The 18,729-nt window shown below is 72.8% G+C and carries 17 protein-coding genes; 13 read left to right on the top strand and 4 right to left on the bottom strand.

The window, feature by feature from the left end:
* Positions 1-5: 5 nt before the first annotated feature.
* On the top strand, positions 6-1,298 hold the full coding sequence (locus AB0G11_RS37870; protein WP_357591466.1) for a DUF6596 domain-containing protein: 1,293 nt from the start codon (positions 6-8) through the stop codon (positions 1,296-1,298).
* Positions 1,299-1,309: 11 nt separating this feature from the next.
* On the opposite strand, the gene AB0G11_RS37865 is transcribed toward AB0G11_RS37870, so the two are convergent.
* Both AB0G11_RS37865 and AB0G11_RS37860 read right to left on the bottom strand, forming a co-directional pair.
* A complete protein-coding gene (locus AB0G11_RS37865; protein WP_357591464.1) occupies positions 1,310-2,776 on the bottom strand; it encodes an alpha/beta hydrolase in 1,467 nt (488 codons plus the stop codon).
* Between the two features lie 92 nt (positions 2,777-2,868).
* On the bottom strand, positions 2,869-3,072 hold the full coding sequence (locus tag AB0G11_RS37860; RefSeq protein WP_219506294.1) for a DUF2530 domain-containing protein: 204 nt from the start codon (positions 3,070-3,072) through the stop codon (positions 2,869-2,871).
* Between the two features lie 142 nt (positions 3,073-3,214).
* On the opposite strand from AB0G11_RS37860, the gene AB0G11_RS37855 reads away from it, so the two are divergent.
* From AB0G11_RS37855 to thpR, 4 genes are all read left to right on the top strand, one after another.
* Entirely contained in the window at positions 3,215-4,594 is a 1,380-nt protein-coding gene (locus tag AB0G11_RS37855) for an NCS2 family permease (RefSeq protein ID WP_357591462.1), read from the top strand.
* Between the two features lie 178 nt (positions 4,595-4,772).
* A complete protein-coding gene (locus tag AB0G11_RS37850; protein WP_357591515.1) occupies positions 4,773-5,165 on the top strand; it encodes a MarR family transcriptional regulator in 393 nt (130 codons plus the stop codon).
* Positions 5,166-5,188: 23 nt separating this feature from the next.
* Positions 5,189-6,412 (top strand): MFS transporter, encoded by a 1,224-nt coding sequence (locus AB0G11_RS37845; protein WP_219506297.1) that lies wholly within the window; start codon positions 5,189-5,191, stop codon positions 6,410-6,412.
* A 37-nt stretch (positions 6,413-6,449) separates the two neighbouring features.
* Entirely contained in the window at positions 6,450-7,007 is a 558-nt protein-coding gene (thpR, locus tag AB0G11_RS37840) for an RNA 2',3'-cyclic phosphodiesterase (protein ID WP_357591460.1), read from the top strand.
* Between the two features lie 95 nt (positions 7,008-7,102).
* Here thpR and AB0G11_RS37835 read toward each other — a convergent pair whose 3' ends face one another.
* Positions 7,103-8,071, bottom strand: coding sequence for an aldo/keto reductase (locus AB0G11_RS37835; protein ID WP_219506302.1), 969 nt, complete (start codon positions 8,069-8,071; stop codon positions 7,103-7,105).
* 50 nt (positions 8,072-8,121) lie between these two features.
* On the opposite strand from AB0G11_RS37835, the gene AB0G11_RS37830 reads away from it, so the two are divergent.
* Positions 8,122-9,402 (top strand): polysaccharide biosynthesis C-terminal domain-containing protein, encoded by a 1,281-nt coding sequence (locus tag AB0G11_RS37830; RefSeq protein WP_357591458.1) that lies wholly within the window; start codon positions 8,122-8,124, stop codon positions 9,400-9,402.
* Between the two features lie 7 nt (positions 9,403-9,409).
* Positions 9,410-10,444: a hypothetical protein gene (locus AB0G11_RS37825; RefSeq protein WP_357591456.1), complete on the top strand. Its 1,035-nt coding sequence runs from the start codon at positions 9,410-9,412 to the stop codon at positions 10,442-10,444.
* Positions 10,445-10,453: 9 nt separating this feature from the next.
* Here AB0G11_RS37825 and AB0G11_RS37820 read toward each other — a convergent pair whose 3' ends face one another.
* Entirely contained in the window at positions 10,454-10,831 is a 378-nt protein-coding gene (locus tag AB0G11_RS37820; RefSeq protein WP_219506305.1) for a hypothetical protein, read from the bottom strand.
* A 107-nt stretch (positions 10,832-10,938) separates the two neighbouring features.
* On the opposite strand from AB0G11_RS37820, the gene lhgO reads away from it, so the two are divergent.
* The 6 genes from lhgO to AB0G11_RS37790 all read left to right on the top strand — a co-directional run bounded on the left by lhgO (position 10,939) and on the right by AB0G11_RS37790 (position 18,728).
* Positions 10,939-12,129 carry an L-2-hydroxyglutarate oxidase gene (lhgO, locus tag AB0G11_RS37815; RefSeq protein ID WP_357591454.1) on the top strand — a complete coding sequence of 397 codons (1,191 nt, stop codon included), beginning with the start codon at positions 10,939-10,941 and terminating at the stop codon, positions 12,127-12,129.
* Positions 12,130-12,312: 183 nt separating this feature from the next.
* Positions 12,313-13,008 carry a response regulator transcription factor gene (locus AB0G11_RS37810; RefSeq protein ID WP_357591452.1) on the top strand — a complete coding sequence of 232 codons (696 nt, stop codon included), beginning with the start codon at positions 12,313-12,315 and terminating at the stop codon, positions 13,006-13,008.
* 21 nt (positions 13,009-13,029) lie between these two features.
* On the top strand, positions 13,030-14,421 hold the full coding sequence (locus tag AB0G11_RS37805) for a HAMP domain-containing sensor histidine kinase (RefSeq protein ID WP_246645088.1): 1,392 nt from the start codon (positions 13,030-13,032) through the stop codon (positions 14,419-14,421).
* A 65-nt stretch (positions 14,422-14,486) separates the two neighbouring features.
* Positions 14,487-15,143: a response regulator transcription factor gene (locus AB0G11_RS37800; protein WP_246645101.1), complete on the top strand. Its 657-nt coding sequence runs from the start codon at positions 14,487-14,489 to the stop codon at positions 15,141-15,143.
* Positions 15,144-15,153: 10 nt separating this feature from the next.
* A complete protein-coding gene (locus AB0G11_RS37795; RefSeq protein WP_357591450.1) occupies positions 15,154-16,866 on the top strand; it encodes an ABC transporter in 1,713 nt (570 codons plus the stop codon).
* On the top strand, positions 16,863-18,728 hold the full coding sequence (locus AB0G11_RS37790) for a GTPase (protein WP_357591448.1): 1,866 nt from the start codon (positions 16,863-16,865) through the stop codon (positions 18,726-18,728). Before AB0G11_RS37795 ends, AB0G11_RS37790 begins: the two co-directional genes overlap by 4 nt.
* Position 18,729 lies beyond the last annotated feature (1 nt).

The following is an 18,729-nucleotide window of genomic DNA, read 5'->3' as shown; positions in this document are numbered from 1 at the left end:
CTCCCATGAGCGCGGGCACCGGCTCCCCGGCCGGACCTGGCGGGGGCGGGCTGGGGCCGATGGCGTCGGTGGAGGCGGTGTTCCGGGAGGAGCGCGGCCGGCTGCTGGCGGCGCTCGCCCGGCGCTTCGGCGACCTCGACCTGGCCGAGGAGGTCACCTCCGAGGCCATCGAGGCGGCGCTGGAGCGCTGGCCCGTCGACGGCGTGCCGCCCAAGCCGGGCGCGTGGCTGATGACCACCGCCCGGCGGCGGGCCGTCGACCGGCTGCGGCGCGACCAGGCGTACGCGGCCCGGCTGGCCATCCTCCAGATCGAGGCCGAGCGGGCCGGGCCCGCCCCGGCCGCGGGGCTCGACGACGACCTGCCCGACGAGCGGCTGCAGCTCTTCTTCACCTGCTCGCACCCGGCGCTCGCCGCCGAGGACCGGACCGCGCTGACGCTGCGCTGCCTGGCCGGGCTGACCATGTCCGAGGTGGCGCGGGCCTTCCTGGTGCCGTCCCCGACGATGGCCAAGCGCATCACCCGGGCCAAGAAGAAGATCCGCGAGGCGCGCATCCCGTTCCGGGCGCCGGACGTGGACGAGCTGCCGCAGCGGTTGCCCGGCGTCCTCCAGGTGATCTACTCGATCTTCACCGAGGGCTACGCGGCCAGCGAGGGGCCGCTCCTGCAACGGCTCGACCTGGCCGAGGAGGCCATCCGGCTGGCCCGGATCCTGCGCCGGCTGCTGCCCGCCGAGCGGGAGGTCGCCGGGCTGCTCGCCCTGATGCTGCTGGTCCACGCCCGGCGTGACGCCCGCACCGGGCCCGGCGGGGAGCCGGTGCTGCTGGAGGAGCAGGACCGGGGGCGCTGGGAGCGGCCGATGATCGAGGAGGGGGCCGCCCTGGCGACGGTGGCGCTGACCGGCGGCCCGCCGGGGCCGTACGGGGTGCAGGCCGCCATCGCCGCCCTGCACGACGAGGCGGCCGACGTCGCCGCCACCGACTGGGCGCAGATCGTGGCGCTGTACGACGTGCTGCTCGCGCTCACGCCGTCGCCGGTGGTGGCGCTGAACCGGGCGGCCGCCGTGGCGATGCGCGACGGGCCCCGGGCCGGGCTGGCGCTGCTCGACGAGCTGGCCGGGGAGCCGCTGCTGCGCGGCCACCACCCCTACCCGGCGGCGCGGGCCGACCTGCTGCATCGGCTCGGCCGCCACGCCGAGGCCGCCGCTGCCTATCGCGAGGCGCTCGCCCTGGCGGGCACCGCCCCCGACCGCGCCCTCCTGCGCCGCAGACTGCGGGAGGTCGAGCACGCCGGCTCGTAGACAGGGAGGGGTCAGGCGGCGGGGCAGGTGGTGCCGGAGCCGGGCATCGTGCCCTTGAGCAGGTAGGAGTCGACCGCGCGGGTGATGCAGGTGCTGCCGCTCAGGTAGGCGCCGTGGCCCTCGCCCTCGTAGGTGACCAGGACGCCGGTCTTGAGCTTCTCGGTGAGGGAGACCGCCCACTGGTACGGGGTGGCGGGGTCGCCCTTGCCGCCGATCACCATGATGGGCGCGGAGCCGGTGGCATCGATGCGCTTGGCGTCGTCGGTGCCCTCGACGGGCCAGTGGGCGCAGGCGGAGCTGGCGCCGTCGGCGGCCAGGATGGGGAAGATCTTGCTGACCTTCTCGTTGATGGCGGCGGTCTCGGCCTTGGTGGGCCGTTCGGCGCTGTCGACGCAGTTGATCGCCTGGAGGCTGGTCATCATGGTCGAGTAGGTGCCGTCGTCCTTGCGGCCGGTGTAGGAGTCGGCGAGCGTGAGCAGCATGGCGCCGTCGCCCTTGAGCGCCGCGGCGGCGCCCTGCTCCAGGATGGGCCAGGTGGCCTTGGCGTACAGCGGGGTGATGATCGAGAGCTGGGCGAGGCCGTAGGTGAGCTCGCGGTCGCCGACCTTGAGCGGCTTGGTCTTGAGGCCGTCCAGGAGCTTCTCGACGGTCTGCTGCACGGCGGCGGGGGTCTTGCCGAGGTCGCAGCCCTGGGCGACGCAGTCGTCGGCGAAGGCGTCGAAGGCGTCGGCGAAGCCGGTGGCCTGGATGACGGCCCGCTCCTCGAAGGTGACGGACGGGTCGTAGGCGCTGTCGAGGACGAAGCGGCCGACGTTGCCGGGGAACTTGGTGGCGTACACGGCGCCGAGGTGTGTCCCGTACGAGAGGCCGAAGTAGTTGAGCTTGTCGTCGCCGAGCGCGACGCGGAGGCGGTCGAGGTCCTGGGCGGCGTTGACGGTGCCGACGTGCGGCAGCACCTTGGCGGAGTCCTTCTCGCAGGCGGCGGCGAACTCCTTGGCGAGCTGGTCGGAGCCGTCGCCGGTCATCTGGAGGAGCTTGTCGATCTGGCCGCCGCACTTGACGCCGGAGCTGCGGTCGACGCCGCGGGGGTCGAAGCTGACCAGGTCGTAGGAGGAGCCGAGGCCGGCGAACGCCTGGCGGGCGAGGGCGAGCGTGTCGACGCCGGACCCGCCGGGGCCGCCGAAGTTGAAGACGAGGGAGCCGAGCTTGTCGCCGGTGGCCTTGACGCGGATCAGCGCCAGGTCGATCGTGTCGCCGCTGGGCTTGGTGTAGTCGAGCGGCACCGGGACCTTGCCGCATTCGACGGCGGGATCGGGGGCCATGGGCTTGCCGTCGGCGCCGGTCAGGTCGGTGCACGGGCTCCACGCGACGGTGCCGGTGTCGCGGCCGGCCTCCTTCTTGGCGGCCGGCTCGGTGCCGGTGCCGCAGGCGGTGGCGGCGGTGGCGCACAGGAGCAGGGCAATCATGGACTTCTTCATGGCATCCAGCATGGTACGGCCACTTTTGCCCAGGTAGTGCCGTGTAACAGCAGTTGCCGATGACATCCGGGACCTGCCGGATGTGACAGATGTCAGCGTTTGCGGACCATCCACATGCCGAGCAGGCCGAAGCCGACGCCGGTGGCGCAGGTCCAGATCCACCAGGTGTTCTCGGGGGCGGGGCGGAAGATCAGCAGAGCGACCAGGGCGAGCGCCCACAGGCCGGTGCCGGCGGCGATCGCCGCGGTGTCGTTGGTCTCGATCGGCTCGGGGTCGGGGTGCCACTGCTGCGTCACGGGATCCAGCCTAGCTTCCAATCGGGTCTCGATACGATTACCGGCATTTGTCACAAAACCCGTTGACTGTCACTCTTCGCGCGTGAGTGACACTCGTAACGCAATCGATCGATACTTCGCAATCACCGCACGTGGTTCGACCATGTCCCGGGAGATCCGTGGCGGCTTGGCCACGTTCTTCACCATGGCGTACATCGTCGTGCTGAACCCGATCATCATCGCCAACGGCACCGACGTCGAGGGCCAGGTCATCGGGGACGGCACGACGCCCAACACGGCGCTCGTCGCCGCGGGCACCGCGTTCGTGGCCGGCGTGCTGACCATCCTCATGGGCGTCATCGGCAAGGTGCCGTTCGCCATGGCCGCCGGGCTCGGGCTCAACGCCTTCGTCACCTTCAACATCGCCACCCAGATGACCTGGGAAGAGGCCATGGGCCTGGTGTTCCTCGAAGGGATCATCATCGGCCTCCTGGTGCTGACCGGGTTGCGGGTGGCGGTGTTCAAGGCCATCCCGGGCCAGCTCAAGACCGCCATCAGCGTGGGCATCGGCCTGTTCATCGCGCTGATCGGCTTCGTCGACGCGGGCTTCGTGCGCCGCGCCGCCGGGACGCCGCTGGAGATGGGCATCGCCGGCAGCCTGACGTCGTGGCCGATCTTCGTGTTCATCGTCGGGTTGCTGACCACGGCGGTGCTGGTGGCGCGGAAGGTGCGCGGCGCGATCCTGATCGGCATCGTGGGCACCACCGTGCTGGCCATCGTGGTCGAGCTGATCACCGAGTCCGGCGCGTTCGGCCCCGACAACCCCGGCGGCTGGCAGCTCAACGTGCCGTCCGTGCCCGAGCAGGTCTTCGGGCTGCACAACGTGTTCACGCTCTTCACCGAGTTCGACCCGTTCGGCGCGTTCAGCCGGGTCTCGGTGCTGCTGGTCGTCCTGCTGGTGTTCACGCTGCTCATCACGGACTTCTTCGACACGATGGGCACGATGGTCGGCGTCGGCCGCCAGGCCGGGCTGGTCCAGGAGGACGGCACGCTGCCGCGCACCCGCGAGATCCTGCTCGTCGACTCGCTCGGCGCGGTCGCGGGCGGCGCCGGCTCGGTGTCGTCCAACACCACCTACATCGAGTCGGCCGCGGGCGTCGGCGAGGGCGCGCGCACCGGCCTGGCCAGCGTCGTCACCGGCCTGCTGTTCCTGGTCGCGATCTTCTTTGCGCCGCTCGTCACGGTCATCCCGTACGAGGCCGCCGCGCCGGCCCTGGTCATCGTGGGCTTCCTGATGATGACCGCGATCCGCGAGATCGACTGGACCGAGTACGAGATCGCCATCCCGGCGTTCCTGACCATCGTCATCATGCCGTTCACGTACTCGATCTCCAACGGCATCGGCGCCGGCTTCATCAGCTACGTGCTGATCAAGGTCGTGCGGGGCAAGGCGAAGGAGCTGCACCCGCTGATGTGGGCGGTCGCCGGGCTGTTCGTGGTGTACTTCGCGCTCGGGCCGATCAAGGTTCTGCTCGGGCTCTGACGAAGGAAGGGGCCGCCATGCTCGGCGGGGCGGCCCCGGGGTATCAAGGAGTGAGACACGCACCGTTTGGGAGAAATATCTTGTCTTCCTGTATAGTTAGCAAAGGTAATGACTCGTGCTAACCAGACCCCAGCAGCCCAAGATCAACCTGCGCAGCGACGCAGGACTGGCTACGGCTTTGCGCGTCTCCCTCGCAAGGCTGAACAGGCGACTCCGACGACAGGGAGCGGCGCACCCGCTGACGCCCACGCAGTTCGCGACCCTCGCCGCCGTGGAACGGCATTCCGCGATAACCCCCGGCGAATTGGCCGAGCTCGAGAAGGTGCAACCGCCCTCGATGACGCGCGTGATCGCCGCGCTCGAGGAACGCGGCCTGCTGCACCGCACCCCGCATCCGACCGACCGGCGCCAGGTGACCGTGACCGTGACCGAGGCCGGCCAGACGCTGCTGAAGGAGGAACGCCGCCGCAAGGAGGCGTGGCTGACCAGGCAGTTGAAGGAGCTCACGCCCGAGGAGCGGTCGATCCTCAGGCAGGCGGCGCCGATCCTGGAGAAGCTCAGCAGGATATAGAGCCTGAACAACCCAAGACCGGGATGTTCCGGTCGCTCAAGATTCGCAACTACCGCATGTTCGCGGTCGGCGGCGCTGTGTCCAACGTGGGCGGCTGGCTGCAGCGCACCGCCCAGGACTGGCTGATCCTCGAACTGACCGGGGGCAGTGCGTCCGCGCTCGGCACCGCCACCGCCCTGCAGTTCCTGCCGATGCTGCTGTTCGGGATGTTCGGCGGCGTGCTCGCCGACCGCTACCCCAAGCGGCCCATCCTCATCACCGCCCAGTCCATGATGGCCGTGCTCGCCCTCGCGCTCGGTGTGCTCACGATGACGGGCACCGCGCAGGTGTGGCACGTGTACGTGATGGCGTTCGCGCTCGGCCTCATCGCCTGTGTCGAGGTGCCGGCGCGACAGGCGTTCGTCGTCGAGATGGTCGGCAGGCGCGACCTGCCCAACGCGATCGCGCTCAACAGCTCCAGCTTCAACCTGGCCCGCGTGCTCGGCCCGGCGCTGGCCGGCGTGCTCATCTACCTGCTCGGCGGTACCGGCCCGATCTTCCTGATCAACGCGCTCACGTTCGCCGCGGTCATCTCCAGCCTGGCCTTCATGCGCAAGTCGGAGCTGAACCTGGCCGACCCGGTGCCCCGGGCCAAGGGGCAGCTCCGCGAGGGGCTGAAGTACGTGATCCGGCGCGAGGAACTGCTGATGCCGATCCTGCTGATCGCGTTCGTGTCGATGTTCTCGCAGTCGTTCTCCATGTCGATAGCGCTCATGGCGCGCGAGGTGTTCGACGCGGGGGCGTCCTCGTTCGGGCTGGCGTCCAGCATGTTCGCCGTCGGGGCGCTCGGCGGGGCGCTGCTGGCCGCGCGCAGGGTCAGGTTGTCACGCAAGGTGCTGTTCGCCGGGGCGATCGGGTTCGGGCTGTTCCAGATCGCGACCGGGCTGGCCCCGGTCTACCCGGCCTACCTGGCGCTGCTGGTGCCCACCGGCATCGCGCTGATCACCATCAACACGGCGGCCAACGCCAGCGTCCAGCTCGCCACCTCGCCCGAGATGCGGGGCCGGGTGATGGGCATCTACATGCTGGTCTTCACCGGAGGCGCGCCGCTGGGGGCGCCGCTGATCGGGTGGCTGTCGGACCTGGCCGGGCCGCGGGCGGGCGTCATGCTGTCCGGCGCGCTCGTGCTGGTCGGCACCGGGCTGGCGGTGCTGGCGACGCGCCTGATCCGCAACCGGCTGGCCCGCCGCGCGACGGTCACCGCCTGACCGCGCGGGACGGGCGGCGGGGGCACAATCGGAGGGCATGAGACTGTTCGCGGCCGTGGTGCCGCCCGCCGAGGTGCTCGACGAGCTGGAGCGGGCGATCGCGCCGCACGTCGGGCAGGTGCCGGAGCTGCGCTGGCCCGACCGGGCCACGTGGCACGTCACGCTGGCGTTCTTCGGTGACGTGCCCGAGCGGGCGCTGCCCGACCTGCGCACCCGGCTGGCCCGCGCCGTCGCCCGCCATCCCGCCGCCCGCCTGGCCTTCACCGGCTTCGGGGCGTTCTCGTCGCTGCGCCGGGCCCGGGTCTTCTGGGCCGGCCTGTCCGGCGACCTGATGAACCGGCTGGCCGACTCGGTCAAGGCGGGCGCCCGCCGGGCCGGCGCCTCGCAGACCGACGAGAAGCGGTTCCACCCGCATCTCACGCTCGCCCGCGCCAAGGCCGAGACGGACCTCCGCCCGCTGGCCGAGTCGCTGTCCGGGTTCAGCGGCTCGCCCTGGCGGGCGGAGACCGTACGGCTCGTCAAGAGCGAGCTCGGCGCGCAGGTGAGGTACGAGTCACTCGACGAATGGGACCTGGCACCCGCGCCGCGCGGCTAGGCTCCAGGGCGTGGACCGTCCCCGTTCCTGGCTGCTGCCCGTCGTGCTGGGCCTTCTGATGCTGATCGTGATCGTCGGCGCACTGGTGACCTGACCTACCAGGCGTAGTCCTCGGGAGCCGTGCGGTGACCGGGGAAGATCTCGTCCAGGCGGGCCAGCGTCTGCTCGTCCAGCGTGATCTCCAGCGTGCGCATGGTGCCTTCGAGCTGCGCCAGCGTGCGCGGGCCGATGATCGGCGCGGTGACCGCAGGCTGCGCGAGCAGCCAGGCCAGCGCCACGTACGCCGGGTCCTCGCCCAGCTCGTCACAGAGCTTCTCGTACGCCACGATCTTGTCGCGGTGCTTGTCGAGCTCCTTGGCCATGTGCTCGCTCGCCGAGCGACCCTTGTCCAGCTTGCGCAGCACGCCGCCGAGCAGGCCGCCGCCCAGCGGGCTCCACGGGATCACGCCGATCCCGTAGTCGAGGCAGGCGGGCAGCACCTCCAGCTCGACCGCCCTGGTCAGCAGGTTGTAGTGGCTCTGCTCGCTGGTCAGGCCGAACGAGCCGCGCCGCGCCGCCGTCTCCTGCGCCTTGGCGATGTGCCAGCCGGCGAAGTTGGACGAGCCCACGTACAGGATCTTGCCCTGCTGGCGCAGGATCTCCATGGCCTCCCAGAACTCCTCGAACGGGGTGTTCCGGTCGATGTGGTGGGCCTGGTAGACGTCGATGTAGTCGGTCTGCATGCGCCGCAGCGAGGCGTCGCAGGCCCGGCGGATGTTCAGCGCCGACAGCCCCCGCTCGTTGGGCCAGTCGCCCATGTCGCCGTAGAGCTTGGTCGCGATGACCGTCTTCTCCCGGCGTCCGCCGCCCTGCGCGAACCACCGGCCGACGATCTGCTCGGTGATGCCCTCGCCCTTGACCCAGCCGTAGACGTTGGCCGTGTCGAAGAAGTTGATGCCCAGTTCGTGCGCCTTGTCCATGATCGCGAAGGAGTCGTCCTCCGAGGTCTCGGGCCCGAAGTTCATCGTGCCGAGGCAGAGCGGGCTGACCTTGAGGCCACTGCGACCGAGGTTCACGTAGTCCATGGATTCAACCCTAAATACCTGGAGTGGACTCCAGGCCATAGGGTGATCGCGTGAGTTCGGTGACCGGCCTGTTCAAGGCCGCCGCGCCGCTGTTCCTGTCCATGGTGACCGGGCTGGTGGGGACGCTCGTGGTCACCGCTGTGCTCGGCCGCCACGCGACCGTCACGCTGGCCGCCTTCGCCGTCATGACCGCCGTGCTCACCCCGGCCTCCACCGCCGTCGCGGGGGCGCTGCGCGGGCTGGCGCCGTTCGTCGCGCCGCACCGAGACGACCCCGACACCGTGCTGCCGATCCTGCGTGACGCCCGCTGGCTCAGCCTGCTCGTCGGGGCGGCCGGGGCGCTGGCCGTGCTCGGCGTCCCGGCGCTGGCGGGCGTGAGCGGGGTGCCCGGCGAGGTGGTGGCCGAGCTCGGCGCGCTGCCCTGGCTGCTGGCCCTCTACCTGCTGGTGTTCGCGGCCGGGGGCGGCGCCACGTCGGTGCTCGTCGCCATCGGGCGCAGCCGGCCGGTGCTCTGGGCCGGCCTCGCGGGCACGTCGGTGATGGTCGTCCTCGCCCTCACGCTGGTGCCCCGGCTCGGGCTCACCGGCGTCGGCGTCGCCTGGCTGCTGTCGGGCGTCGCCTCCGTCACCGTCGCCGACCTCTGCCTGCGCCGCGCGCTCGGCCGCCGCATCGGCAGGGGACGGCCGCGCCCGCGCGAGATCGCCAGGCTGGCCCGGGTGAGCGTCCCGCTGGCGGCCACGGTGCTGATCAAGTTCGGCGCGCTCGGCGTCGTCACGTTCGCCGCGAGCACCACCAGCACCCGCGACACCGCCGCGCACGCCGTGCTGACGACGCTCACCGGCTTCACCATGCTGGCCTCGCTGGCCGTGGCGCAGGCGTCGGTGCCGGACGTGGCCCGCGCCGCCACGCCCGCCGCCGCGCGCCGCGCCAACCGCACCGCCGCGCTGCTCGCCGTCGCCGGCACCACCCTGGCCGCGCTCGCGCTGCTGGCGCTCGGCGATCCGCTGCTCGGCCTGTTCAGCGACGACCCCGGCGTACGGGCGCGGGTGCTCGGGCTGATGCCGCTGATGCTCGTCTCCTCGATGGCCGACGCCGCCCAGGCCGTGCAGGGCTTCGGGCTGACCGCGCTCAAGCGGTCCGGGGCCAGCCTGATCTACTTCGCCGCCGGCTACGGGCTGCTCGCGCTGGCGGCGGTGCCGGTGGCCGCCACCTGGGGCGTCACCGGGCTGTGGGTCGCGATGGCCGCCGGGAACGCGCTTCTCCTGGCGTTGCAGGGCGCGGGGTTCCACCGGCACAGCGCTCGCGTGGGCACCGCCCGGGCTGCGGCATGATGGCGACGTGGTCCTGATCCGAGCCTGCGCCGTGGCGGTGACGGCGCTCGCCGCCTGCGCGGCCCCCGCCGCCGCGTCCGACGTGTCCGCCGTCTCTCCCGTGCCGCGCGACGGGGAGAAGCTGTTCACGTTCAAGGACCCGCGGATCACCGAGTCCAGCGGGCTGGCCCTGTCGCCCACCCGCGACGACGTCTACTACACGCACAACGACAGCGCCGCCCAGCCCGAGTTCTACGCCGTCGGCCCCGACGGCCGCACCCGGGCCACCTTCCGCCTGCGCGGCGCCGAGGCACGCGACTGGGAGGCCATGGCGGCCACCCGCGACCCGCAGACCGGGCGCGGCGTGCTCTGGTTCGCCGACATCGGCGACAACCTCGACGGCGCCTGGCCCGACGTCTCGATCTACAAGGTCGCCGAGCCGGCCACGCTGGCCGACGCCACCCTGCCCGCCACCCGCTACCGGTTCCGCTACGAGGGCGGTGGGCGCAACGCCGAGGGCATCATGGTCAACCCGGTGACCGGGCGGCTCTACGTCGTCTCCAAGGAGTTCAGCGGGTCCGTCTACGAGGCGCCGAAGAAGCTGCGCACCGGGCGGGTCAACATCCTGCGCAAGGTCGCCGCCGCGCCCATCATGGCCACCGACGCCGCCTACGCCCCCGACGGCTCCTCGTACGTGATCCGTACCTACTTCTCGGCGACCGTCTACAAGCCCTCGGGCGAGGTGTTGACCCGGGTGTCGATGCCCGACCTGGAGCAGGCCGAGTCCATCGCCTACACGCGTGACGGCAAGGCGCTGCTGACCGGGTCGGAGGGCGAGAACAGCCCCGTCTACAAGGTGCCGATCCCGGCGGCCGGCGCGCCCTCGCCCACCGCCGAACCGCCGTCGCCCTCCGCCGGGCGGCCGGAGGCCGAGGGCACCCGGGCCGCGGCAGACGCCCCGGCGGCCTCTCCGAGGCTGACCGTGCGCGACGTGCTCATCTGGCTCGCGGCGGCGGCGGTCGCGATCGGCTTCATCACCTTCCTGGCCCGCCGCACCCGCTGACGCCGCCGCTCAGCGCGAGGTGTCGCGCATGGTGGCGGTGAACATGTCGCCCCGCAGCGCCCGCTCGACGGCCTCGACCGAACGCGAAAGCCGGACCAGCCGGGGCCCCTCCTCGCGGTAGGCGTCGAGCACGGCCTCGATGGCGTGGGGCGGCAGGTGGCCCTTGAGGTCGACGGCGGCGCCCCGATAGCCGGCGCGGGCCGCCTCGATGGCCGAGCGGACGTGGTGGACGGCCATGCGGGCCAGCGCGACCGGGTGGCGCCGGAGCACCTCGTAGGCGCGGTAGTCGGGCGGGACGGCGTCGAGCAGCCACGCCACGGCCGAGGTCTCCCAGTCGGGGACGCTGGGCGGCCGGACCTCCGCGGGCCAGTCGGGCGGGACGTACATGCCGCCATCGTACTCGTGTTCGATTGTCGAGCCGAGTAGCACCTACCGTTTCGGATACATTGCCCCCGAGAGCGGACGAACGGCTGCCACGCAGGCACACTGGCCTCGTGACGGAGAAGATCGGAGTCGTGGGGGCCGGGATCGTCGGCCTGGCGGTGGCCCGCGAGCTCGCGGGCGCGCGGGGCGCCGAGGTGACCGTGCTGGAGAAGGAGGGCCGCGTCGGCGCCCACCAGACCGGCCACAACAGCGGCGTCGTGCACGCCGGCCTCTACTACCCGCCGGGCTCGCTCAAGGCCAGGCTGTGCCGCGAGGGCGTGGCCATGCTCAAGGACTACTGCGCCGAGCACGCGCTGCCGTACCGGGAGGTGGGCAAGCTCGTCGTGGCGAGCACCCGGGCGGAGCGGCCGAGGCTGGCGGCGCTGGCCGAGCGGGCCAGGGCCAACGGCGTGCCGGGGATCGCCGAGCTCGACGCGCTGGCGCTGCGCGAGGTCGAGCCGCACGCGGTGGGCGTGGGCGCGGTGCACTCGCCGCACACGGCGATCGCCGACTTCCCGGCCGTCGCGCGCCGGCTCGCGGTGGACGTGGCCGAGCTGGGCGGTTCGGTACGGCTCGGGCATCCGGTCAGGGGGATCAGGCAGGGCGCCTCGGGTGTGGAGGTGCTGGCCGGGAGGCGCAGGTTCGTCTTCGACCGGCTGGTGGTGTGCGCGGGGCTGGGCACCGACGCGGTGGCGCGGATGGCGGGGCAGCCGGGTGACGTGCGGATCGTGCCGTTCCGGGGCGAGTACTACGCGCTCGGGGAGTCGGCCAGGGAGCTGGTGCGGGGGCTGATCTATCCGGTGCCCGACCCGCGGTATCCGTTCCTGGGGGTGCATCTGACCCGGCACATCGACGGGGAGGTGCTGGTGGGGCCGAACGCGGTGCTGGCCGGGGCGTACGAGGGCTACAGGTGGCGGAATTTCCGTAATGTCGGGCAAATTCTGCGCTGGCCCGGCACCCTCCGCATGGCCCGCCACCACTGGCGCACCGGCGTCAAGGAGGTCTACGGCTCGCTCGCCAAGGCCGCCTTCGTCCGCGCCGCCCGCCGCTACGTGCCCGAGCTCACCTCCGCCGACCTGCACCGGACCGAGGGCGGCGTGCGCGCGCAGGCCGTCGCCCGCGACGGCAGCCTGGTCGACGACTTCGCCGTGGACGTGCACGGCGACGTGGTGCTCGTGCGCAACGCCCCGTCGCCCGCGGCCACGTCGAGCCTGGCCATCGCCCGGCACATCGCCGGAATTGTCCCAGCACCTGTCCGATGAGGGCATCCTTGAGGGGGACATCATCCCCTTCGAGGACGAAGAGGACACCGGCCCCTTCCAGGCCGACAGGTGCAGACAGGAGGACAGGTTGAGGTTCGCGGCTCGTCCGCCCCGGCAATCCGGAGCGTCCCCGCGCGGCTCCCGCACGTCAGGCCCGGTGGGCCGGCACCCGGCGGGCGGCCGATGATGGAAGCGCGCCTGCTGATCGTCGAGGACGACCCGAACATCCTCGAACTCCTCGCCGCCAGCCTGCGGTTCGCCGGATTCGACGTGTGCACCGCCAAGAGCGGCCACGACGCGGTCGCGGCGGTGCAGCGGCAGCGGCCCGACCTGGTCGTGCTCGACGTCATGCTGCCCGACCTGGACGGCTTCGAGATCGTCCGGCGCATGCGCGGCGGCGGCGTCCACACGCCCGTGGTGTTCCTCACGGCCAGGGACGAGACCGAGGACAAGATCCGCGGCCTGACCATCGGCGGCGACGACTACGTGACCAAGCCGTTCAGCCTGGAGGAGGTCGTCGCCCGCATCCACGCGGTGCTCCGCCGCACCAGCGGCGAGGCGCAGCCGCCGCCGCCCCGGCTGACGTTCGCCGACATCGAGCTGGACGAGGAGAGCCACGAGGTGTGGCGCGGCGGCCACGCGGTCGCGCTGTCGCCCACCGAGTTCAAGCTGCTGCGCTACTTCATGACGAACGCCGGACGGGTGCTGTCCAAGCCGCAGATCCTCGACCACGTGTGGGACTACGACTTCCGCGGCGAGGTCGGCATCGTCGAGTCGTACGTGTCGGTGCTGCGCCGCAAGATCGACAACCGCAGCCCCCGGCTGATCCACACCCTGCGCGGCGTCGGTTACGTCCTGCGCCTGCCCTCGGGCCCGTAGATGCCGCTCAGGATCAAGCTGATGGCCGTCATGCTGGCCCTGCTGGGGCTCGGCATGACGTTCATCGGGGTGGTCAGCGTGTCGGTCCTGCACGGCTACCTGCTCGACCGGGTCGACAGCCAGGTCAACCTCGTCTCCGTACGGGTGCACAAGCGGCTGGTCAACGACGCGCAGCGGCGCGCGGCGGGCAAGCAGAACACCGAGAAGCCGCTGCTCATCGAGTCCGACACGATCGTCCTGGTCAAGGACGCCGCCGGGGTGCTCACGCCCACGCAGAGCGAGCGCGACGTCGACGTCAAGCCCAAGCCGGTGCTCGACCCGTCACGCGGACGCGACATCTACACCGCCCCGGCCGCCGGTGGCGACGGCGAGTGGCGGGTGCGGCAGAGCACGACGCCGCAGGGCACGTTCGTCGTCGCCACCGACCTGGGCGAGGTCAATGAGATCACCCGGCGGCTCGTCCTCATCGAGCTGCTGGGCGGCGGCGGCATCGTCATCCTGCTCGCGATCGTCGGCGTGGCGACCGTGCGGCGCAGCATGCGACCCCTGGCCGAAATCGAGCGCACCGCGGGCACCATCGCCGCCGGGGAGCTCGGCCGCCGGGTGCCCGACGGCGACCCCCGTACCGAGGTGGGCCGCCTGGCCGCCGCGCTCAACGGGATGCTGGCACAGCTCGAAAGCGCGTTCACCGCGCGGTCGGAGGGCGAGGCGGCGGCGCGCCGGTCGGAGGACCGGATGCGCCAGTTCGTCGCCGACGCCTCCCACGAGCTGCGCACCCCGCTGACCTCCATCCGGGGCTTCGCCGAGTACGCCCGCCAGAACCCCGGCGCCGACCCCGCCGAGCTGATGAAACGGGTCGAGCACGCGGCCGGGCGCATGAGCCTGCTCGTGGACGACCTGCTGCTGCTCGCCCAGGTGGACCAGTCGAGGCCGCTGAAGATGCGGCCCGTCGACATGCTGGCGCTGGCCGCCGACGCCGTCCAGGACGCCCGCATCCTGGCCCCCGACCGCGAGATCGGGCTGGACGTCGTGGGCGGCGCCGCGCTCATCGTCTCCGGTGACGAGGTACGGCTGCGCCAGGTCGTCGGCAACCTGATGTCCAACGCGCTCATCCACACCGACCCGGGCACGCCCATCACCATCCGGGTCGGGGCGGGCGACGGCACGGTCTTCCTGGAGGTGGCCGACCAGGGCCCCGGCCTCACCCCCGAACAGGTCGAGCGGGTCTTCGAACGCTTCTACCGGGCCGACTCGGCCAGGTCCAGACGCCGGTCCGGCGAGGACCGGGGCAGCGGCCTCGGCCTGGCCATCGTCCAGGCGCTGGCGCACGCCCACGGCGGCACCGTCGTCGTCCGCAGCACACCGGGCGAGGGATCGACCTTCCGCGTCGAACTCCCACTCGCCTTGGAGTGAGCATTCAGCATTCCCTCAGGTCGCTGGGTCACCCTGGAAGGGTGAGCAAGAGCGAAGCGCTGATCATGGTGGTGGACGACGAGCCCAGCATCAGGGACCTGCTCTCGGCCAGCCTGCGTTTCTCCGGGTTCGAGGTGCTCACCGCTGCCGACGGCAACGAGGCCGTCGAGGTGGCCCAGCGGGCCGCACCCGACCTGGTGGTGCTCGACGTCATGCTGCCCGACCTGGACGGGTTCGAGGTGGCCAGGCGGATCGACGCGCCCGTGCTCTTCCTCACCGCCCGCGACGCCACCGAGGACAAGATCGCCGGGCTGCGCGTCGGCGACGACTACGTCACCAAGCCGTTCAGCCTGGAGGAGGTCCAGGCCCGCATCCGCGCCGTGCTGCGCCGCACCCGGGGCGAGGGCGCGCCCGCCACCCGCCTGAAGGTGGCCGACCTGGAGCTGGACGAGGACGCGCGCGAGGTGTGGCGCGGCGGCCGTCAGGTGCGGCTGTCGCCGACGGAGTTCAAGCTGCTGCACTATTTCATGGCCAACGCCGGGCGGGTGCTGTCCAAGGCGCAGATCCTCGACCACGTGTGGAACTACGACTTCGGCGGCGACGCCGGCGTGGTCGAATCGTACGTGTCCTACCTGCGGCGCAAGGTCGACGACGTGGAGCCGAGGCTCATTCACACGCTGCGCAGCGTCGGTTACGTGCTGAGAGAGCCACCCGCGGGCTAGCGTGGTCCGTATGGACCTGCTCGGCGCGCTGGAGGAGCTGCGGCAGCCGCTCGACCGGGAGCTGTTCCCGCTCGAGATCGGCGACGCCGCCACCGATCGGCGCGCGCTGCGCGAGCTGACCGGGCAGCTCGACGACTACCTGCTGCCCCGGCTGCGGGCGATCGACGCGCCCCTGCTCGCCGTCGTCGGCGGCTCCACCGGCGCGGGCAAGTCCACGCTGGTCAACTCGCTGGTCGGCGTCGACGTGACCGAGCCCGGAGTGCTGCGGCCCACCACGCTCGTGCCGACGCTCGTGGTGAGCCCGGCCGACCGCGACTGGTTCATGGCGCAGAACGTGCTGCCCGGCCTGTCCCGCGCCACCGGCGTCGGGCCCGGCGCGCTGCGCGTGGTCACCGCCGACGCGCTGGGGGCCGGGCTGGCGCTGCTCGACGCGCCCGACATCGACTCCGTCGTGACCGCCAACCGCGAGCTGGCCGCGCAACTCCTGGCCGCCGCCGACCTGTGGCTGTTCGTCACCACCGCCGCCCGCTACGCCGACGAGGTGCCGTGGAGCTTCCTGCGCTCCGCCCGCGAACGCAGCACCGCCCTCGCCGTCGTGCTCGACCGCGTGCCGCCCGAGGCCGCCGGCCCCGTCGCCCGCGACCTCGAACGCCTCCTGGAGGAGAACGGCCTGGCCGGCAGCCGCCTGTTCACCGTCCCCGAGGCCGCGCTGCCCACCGAGAAGGCCCGGCTGCCCGCCGACGCCGTCGCGCCCATCGCCGGCTGGCTCGCCGGGCTCGCCGCCGACGCCGCCGAACGCTCCCGCGTCGTACGCCAGACGCTGTCCGGCGCGCTCGACAGCCTCGCCACCCGCGTGCCGTCGCTGGCCACCGCCGTCGAACGGCAGGAAGCCGGCTTCGACGCGCTGCGCTCCATCGTGACCGCCGCCTACGCGGGCGGGCTCGCCGACTTCGACGAGGGCATGCGCGACGGGTCGCTGCTGCGCGGCGAGGTGCTGGCCCGCTGGCAGGACTTCATCGGCACCGGCGACCTGATGCGCTCCCTGGAGAGCCGCGTCGGCTGGCTGCGCGACCGCATCGTCGGCTTCTTCACCGGGCGCGCCCCCGAGGTCGAGCTCCGCGACGCCCTGGAGAGCGGCGTCGAGACCCTGATCAAGGGCGTCGCCGACAGCGCCGCCGAACGCGCCCTCGACGGCTGGGCCGCCGCGCCCGGCGGGCCCGGCCTCCTCGAACGCGCCGGCCCCGTCGAGTCCGCCCGCCTCGGCCGCGCCTCCGCCGCGCTCGGCGAGCAGGCCGAGACTGCCGTGCGCGGCTGGCAGGAGTACGTCCTCGACCTCGTACGGGAGGAAGGCGCCGAACGGCGCACCACAGCACGGATGGCGTCGTTCGGGGTGAACGGCGCGGGGCTGCTGCTGATGCTGGCCGTGTTCGCCTCCACCGGCGGGCTGACCGGCATCGAGGTCGGCATCGCGGGCGGCACCAGCGTGCTGTCCCAGAAACTCCTCGAAGCGATCTTCGGCGACCAGGCCGTCCGCACCCTCACCGCCCGCGCCCGCGACGACCTGCGCGAACGCGTCCGCGAACTCCTCGACCACGAAGCCGATCGCTACCTGGACCTGCTCGCCACCGTCGAACCCCCGCCCGGCACCGCCGCCGCCCTGCGCGACGCCGCCGCCACCGTCCGCCGCCACCGGGCCGAACTGCCGGGCGGTGACCAGGCGTGAAACTGCTGCGCCGCAAGGACCGGCCCACCCTGGAAACCCGGCTCGACGCTCTCCTCGAAGCCGCCTCACTCGGCGAAGAACGGCTGGCCGACGACGCCGTCCAGGCCGCCCGCGAAGTCGCCGAACGAGCCGGGACCCGGCGGCGGCTCTCCGTCGCCCACACCGTGGCCGCGCTCGCCGGAGCCACCGGCAGCGGCAAGTCGTCCCTCTACAACGCGCTGGCCGGGGCCGAACTCGCCGGCGTCGGCGTCACCCGGCCCACCACCGCCACCGCCCAGGCCGCGCTCTGGGACGGCGAAGGCGCCGGGCCGCTGCTCGACTGGCTGGAGGTGCCGCACCGGCACTCCGCGTCCGGTGGCGGGCTCGGCGGGCTCGTCCTGCTCGACCTGCCCGACCACGACTCCATCCGGCTCACCCACCGGCTGGAGGTCGACCGGCTGGTCGAGCTCGTCGATCTGCTCGTGTGGGTGCTCGACCCGCAGAAGTACGCCGACGCCGCCGTGCACGAACGCTACCTGCGGCCGCTCGCCGGGCACCGGGACGTCATGGTCGTCGTGCTCAACCAGATCGACCGGCTGCCGCCCGAGGCCGTCGAGCGGTGCCTGCGCGACCTGCGCCGCCTCCTCGACGACGACGGGCTCACCGGCGTGCCCGTCCTCGGCGTCTCGGCCCGTACGGGGGCCGGGGTCGCCGACCTCCGCGCGCTGCTGGCCGACCGGGTGGCCCGCCGCAAGGCCTGGTCCGACCGGCTCGCCGCCGACGTCCGCGACGCCGCCACCCTCCTCACCACCGCCTCCACCCTCCCACCCCACCCCGAGAAGAGCGCCGCCCCGCCCGAACAGACCACCACCCCCGAGGCACCGCCTCCCAGCGCGGAGGGCGCGGGCGCTTCCCCGCAGGGGCGGGTCGCCGCGTCCGCAGGGGGGTCGTTCGGTGCGGAGGGGACGGGGGTTCTGGCGTTGGGGCGGGCCGCGCTCGCTCAGGGGGGACCTCAGCAGGGGGAGACAACCGTGCCCGGGGAGCAGGGCGTCGGGGGGTTGGCGGGGGCGTTGACGGCGGCGTTGTCGAAGGCGGCCGGGGTGCCGCTGGTGGTGGCGGCCGTGGCGAAGGGGCACCGGCATCGGGCGGTCGTGGCGACCGGGTGGCCGGTGACGCGGTGGGTGCGCAGGTTCCGGCCGGACCCGCTGCGCAGGCTGCGGATCGGGGTGGCGGCCCCGTCCGGGCGCGGCCGAGGCGACCGTGCGGACCGCGCGGCGGCCCGTACGGGGCAGGGGGTCGAGCCGGTGAGCCGCACGTCGGTGCCGGCGGCGTCGGCGGTGCAGCGGGCGCAGGTGGAGACGGCGATCCGGGATGTCGGCGAGCAGGCCGCGCGGGGGCTGCCGGCGGCGTGGGCGGCGGCGGTGCGGCGGGCGGCCCGGTCGCGGTCGGCGGAGCTGGCCGACGCGGTGGACCGGGCGGTGGGGCGCACGTCGCTGGGGGTGACGCGGCGGCCGCGCTGGTGGCGGGCGGTGAACGTGCTGCAGTGGCTGGTGTTCGCGGGCATGGTGGCGGGCGCGGGCTGGCTGGCGGCGCTGTTCGGGATGGACTACCTGCGGTTGCCGGAGCCGCCGATGCCGACGGTGTGGGAGGTGCCGTGGCCGACGGCGCTGCTGGTGGGCGGGGCGCTGGCGGGCGTGCTGGTGGCGCTGCTGTCGAGGCTGGCCGCGTGGCTGGGCGGGCGCCGTCGTGCCCGTAAGGCCGCGCGGGCGTTGCGGGCCGCGATCGGCGAGGTGGGTCAGGCGTACGTGCTGGGGCCGGTGGAGGAGGAGCTGGCCCGTCACGCTCGCTTCACCGAGGCCGTGGAGAGGGCTCGCGCCGAATAGG

Origin of the sequence: Nonomuraea sp. NPDC023979 (assembly GCF_040639085.1) — a bacterium.
Taxonomy (GTDB): Bacteria; Actinomycetota; Actinomycetes; order Streptosporangiales; family Streptosporangiaceae; genus Nonomuraea; species Nonomuraea ceibae.
The sequence above is the reverse complement of the archived record's forward strand: the minus strand, read 5'-3'. Positions and strand labels throughout refer to the sequence as shown.

What these genes read in the sequence shown, in the direction of transcription:
- AB0G11_RS37835 (WP_219506302.1), bottom strand. Translation starts at nt 8,071, where the DNA reads ATGGACTACGTGAACCTCGGTCGCAGTGGCCTCAAGGTCAGCCCGCTC.
- AB0G11_RS37810 (WP_357591452.1), top strand. Translation starts at nt 12,313, where the DNA reads ATGATGGAAGCGCGCCTGCTGATCGTCGAGGACGACCCGAACATCCTC.
- AB0G11_RS37805 (WP_246645088.1), top strand. Translation starts at nt 13,030, where the DNA reads ATGGCCGTCATGCTGGCCCTGCTGGGGCTCGGCATGACGTTCATCGGG.
- AB0G11_RS37795 (WP_357591450.1), top strand. Translation starts at nt 15,154, where the DNA reads ATGGACCTGCTCGGCGCGCTGGAGGAGCTGCGGCAGCCGCTCGACCGG.
- AB0G11_RS37865 (WP_357591464.1), bottom strand. Translation starts at nt 2,776, where the DNA reads ATGAAGAAGTCCATGATTGCCCTGCTCCTGTGCGCCACCGCCGCCACC.
- AB0G11_RS37800 (WP_246645101.1), top strand. Translation starts at nt 14,487, where the DNA reads ATGGTGGTGGACGACGAGCCCAGCATCAGGGACCTGCTCTCGGCCAGC.
- AB0G11_RS37870 (WP_357591466.1), top strand. Translation starts at nt 6, where the DNA reads ATGAGCGCGGGCACCGGCTCCCCGGCCGGACCTGGCGGGGGCGGGCTG.
- thpR (WP_357591460.1), top strand. Translation starts at nt 6,450, where the DNA reads ATGAGACTGTTCGCGGCCGTGGTGCCGCCCGCCGAGGTGCTCGACGAG.
- AB0G11_RS37845 (WP_219506297.1), top strand. Translation starts at nt 5,189, where the DNA reads ATGTTCCGGTCGCTCAAGATTCGCAACTACCGCATGTTCGCGGTCGGC.
- AB0G11_RS37820 (WP_219506305.1), bottom strand. Translation starts at nt 10,831, where the DNA reads ATGTACGTCCCGCCCGACTGGCCCGCGGAGGTCCGGCCGCCCAGCGTC.
- AB0G11_RS37855 (WP_357591462.1), top strand. Translation starts at nt 3,215, where the DNA reads ATGTCCCGGGAGATCCGTGGCGGCTTGGCCACGTTCTTCACCATGGCG.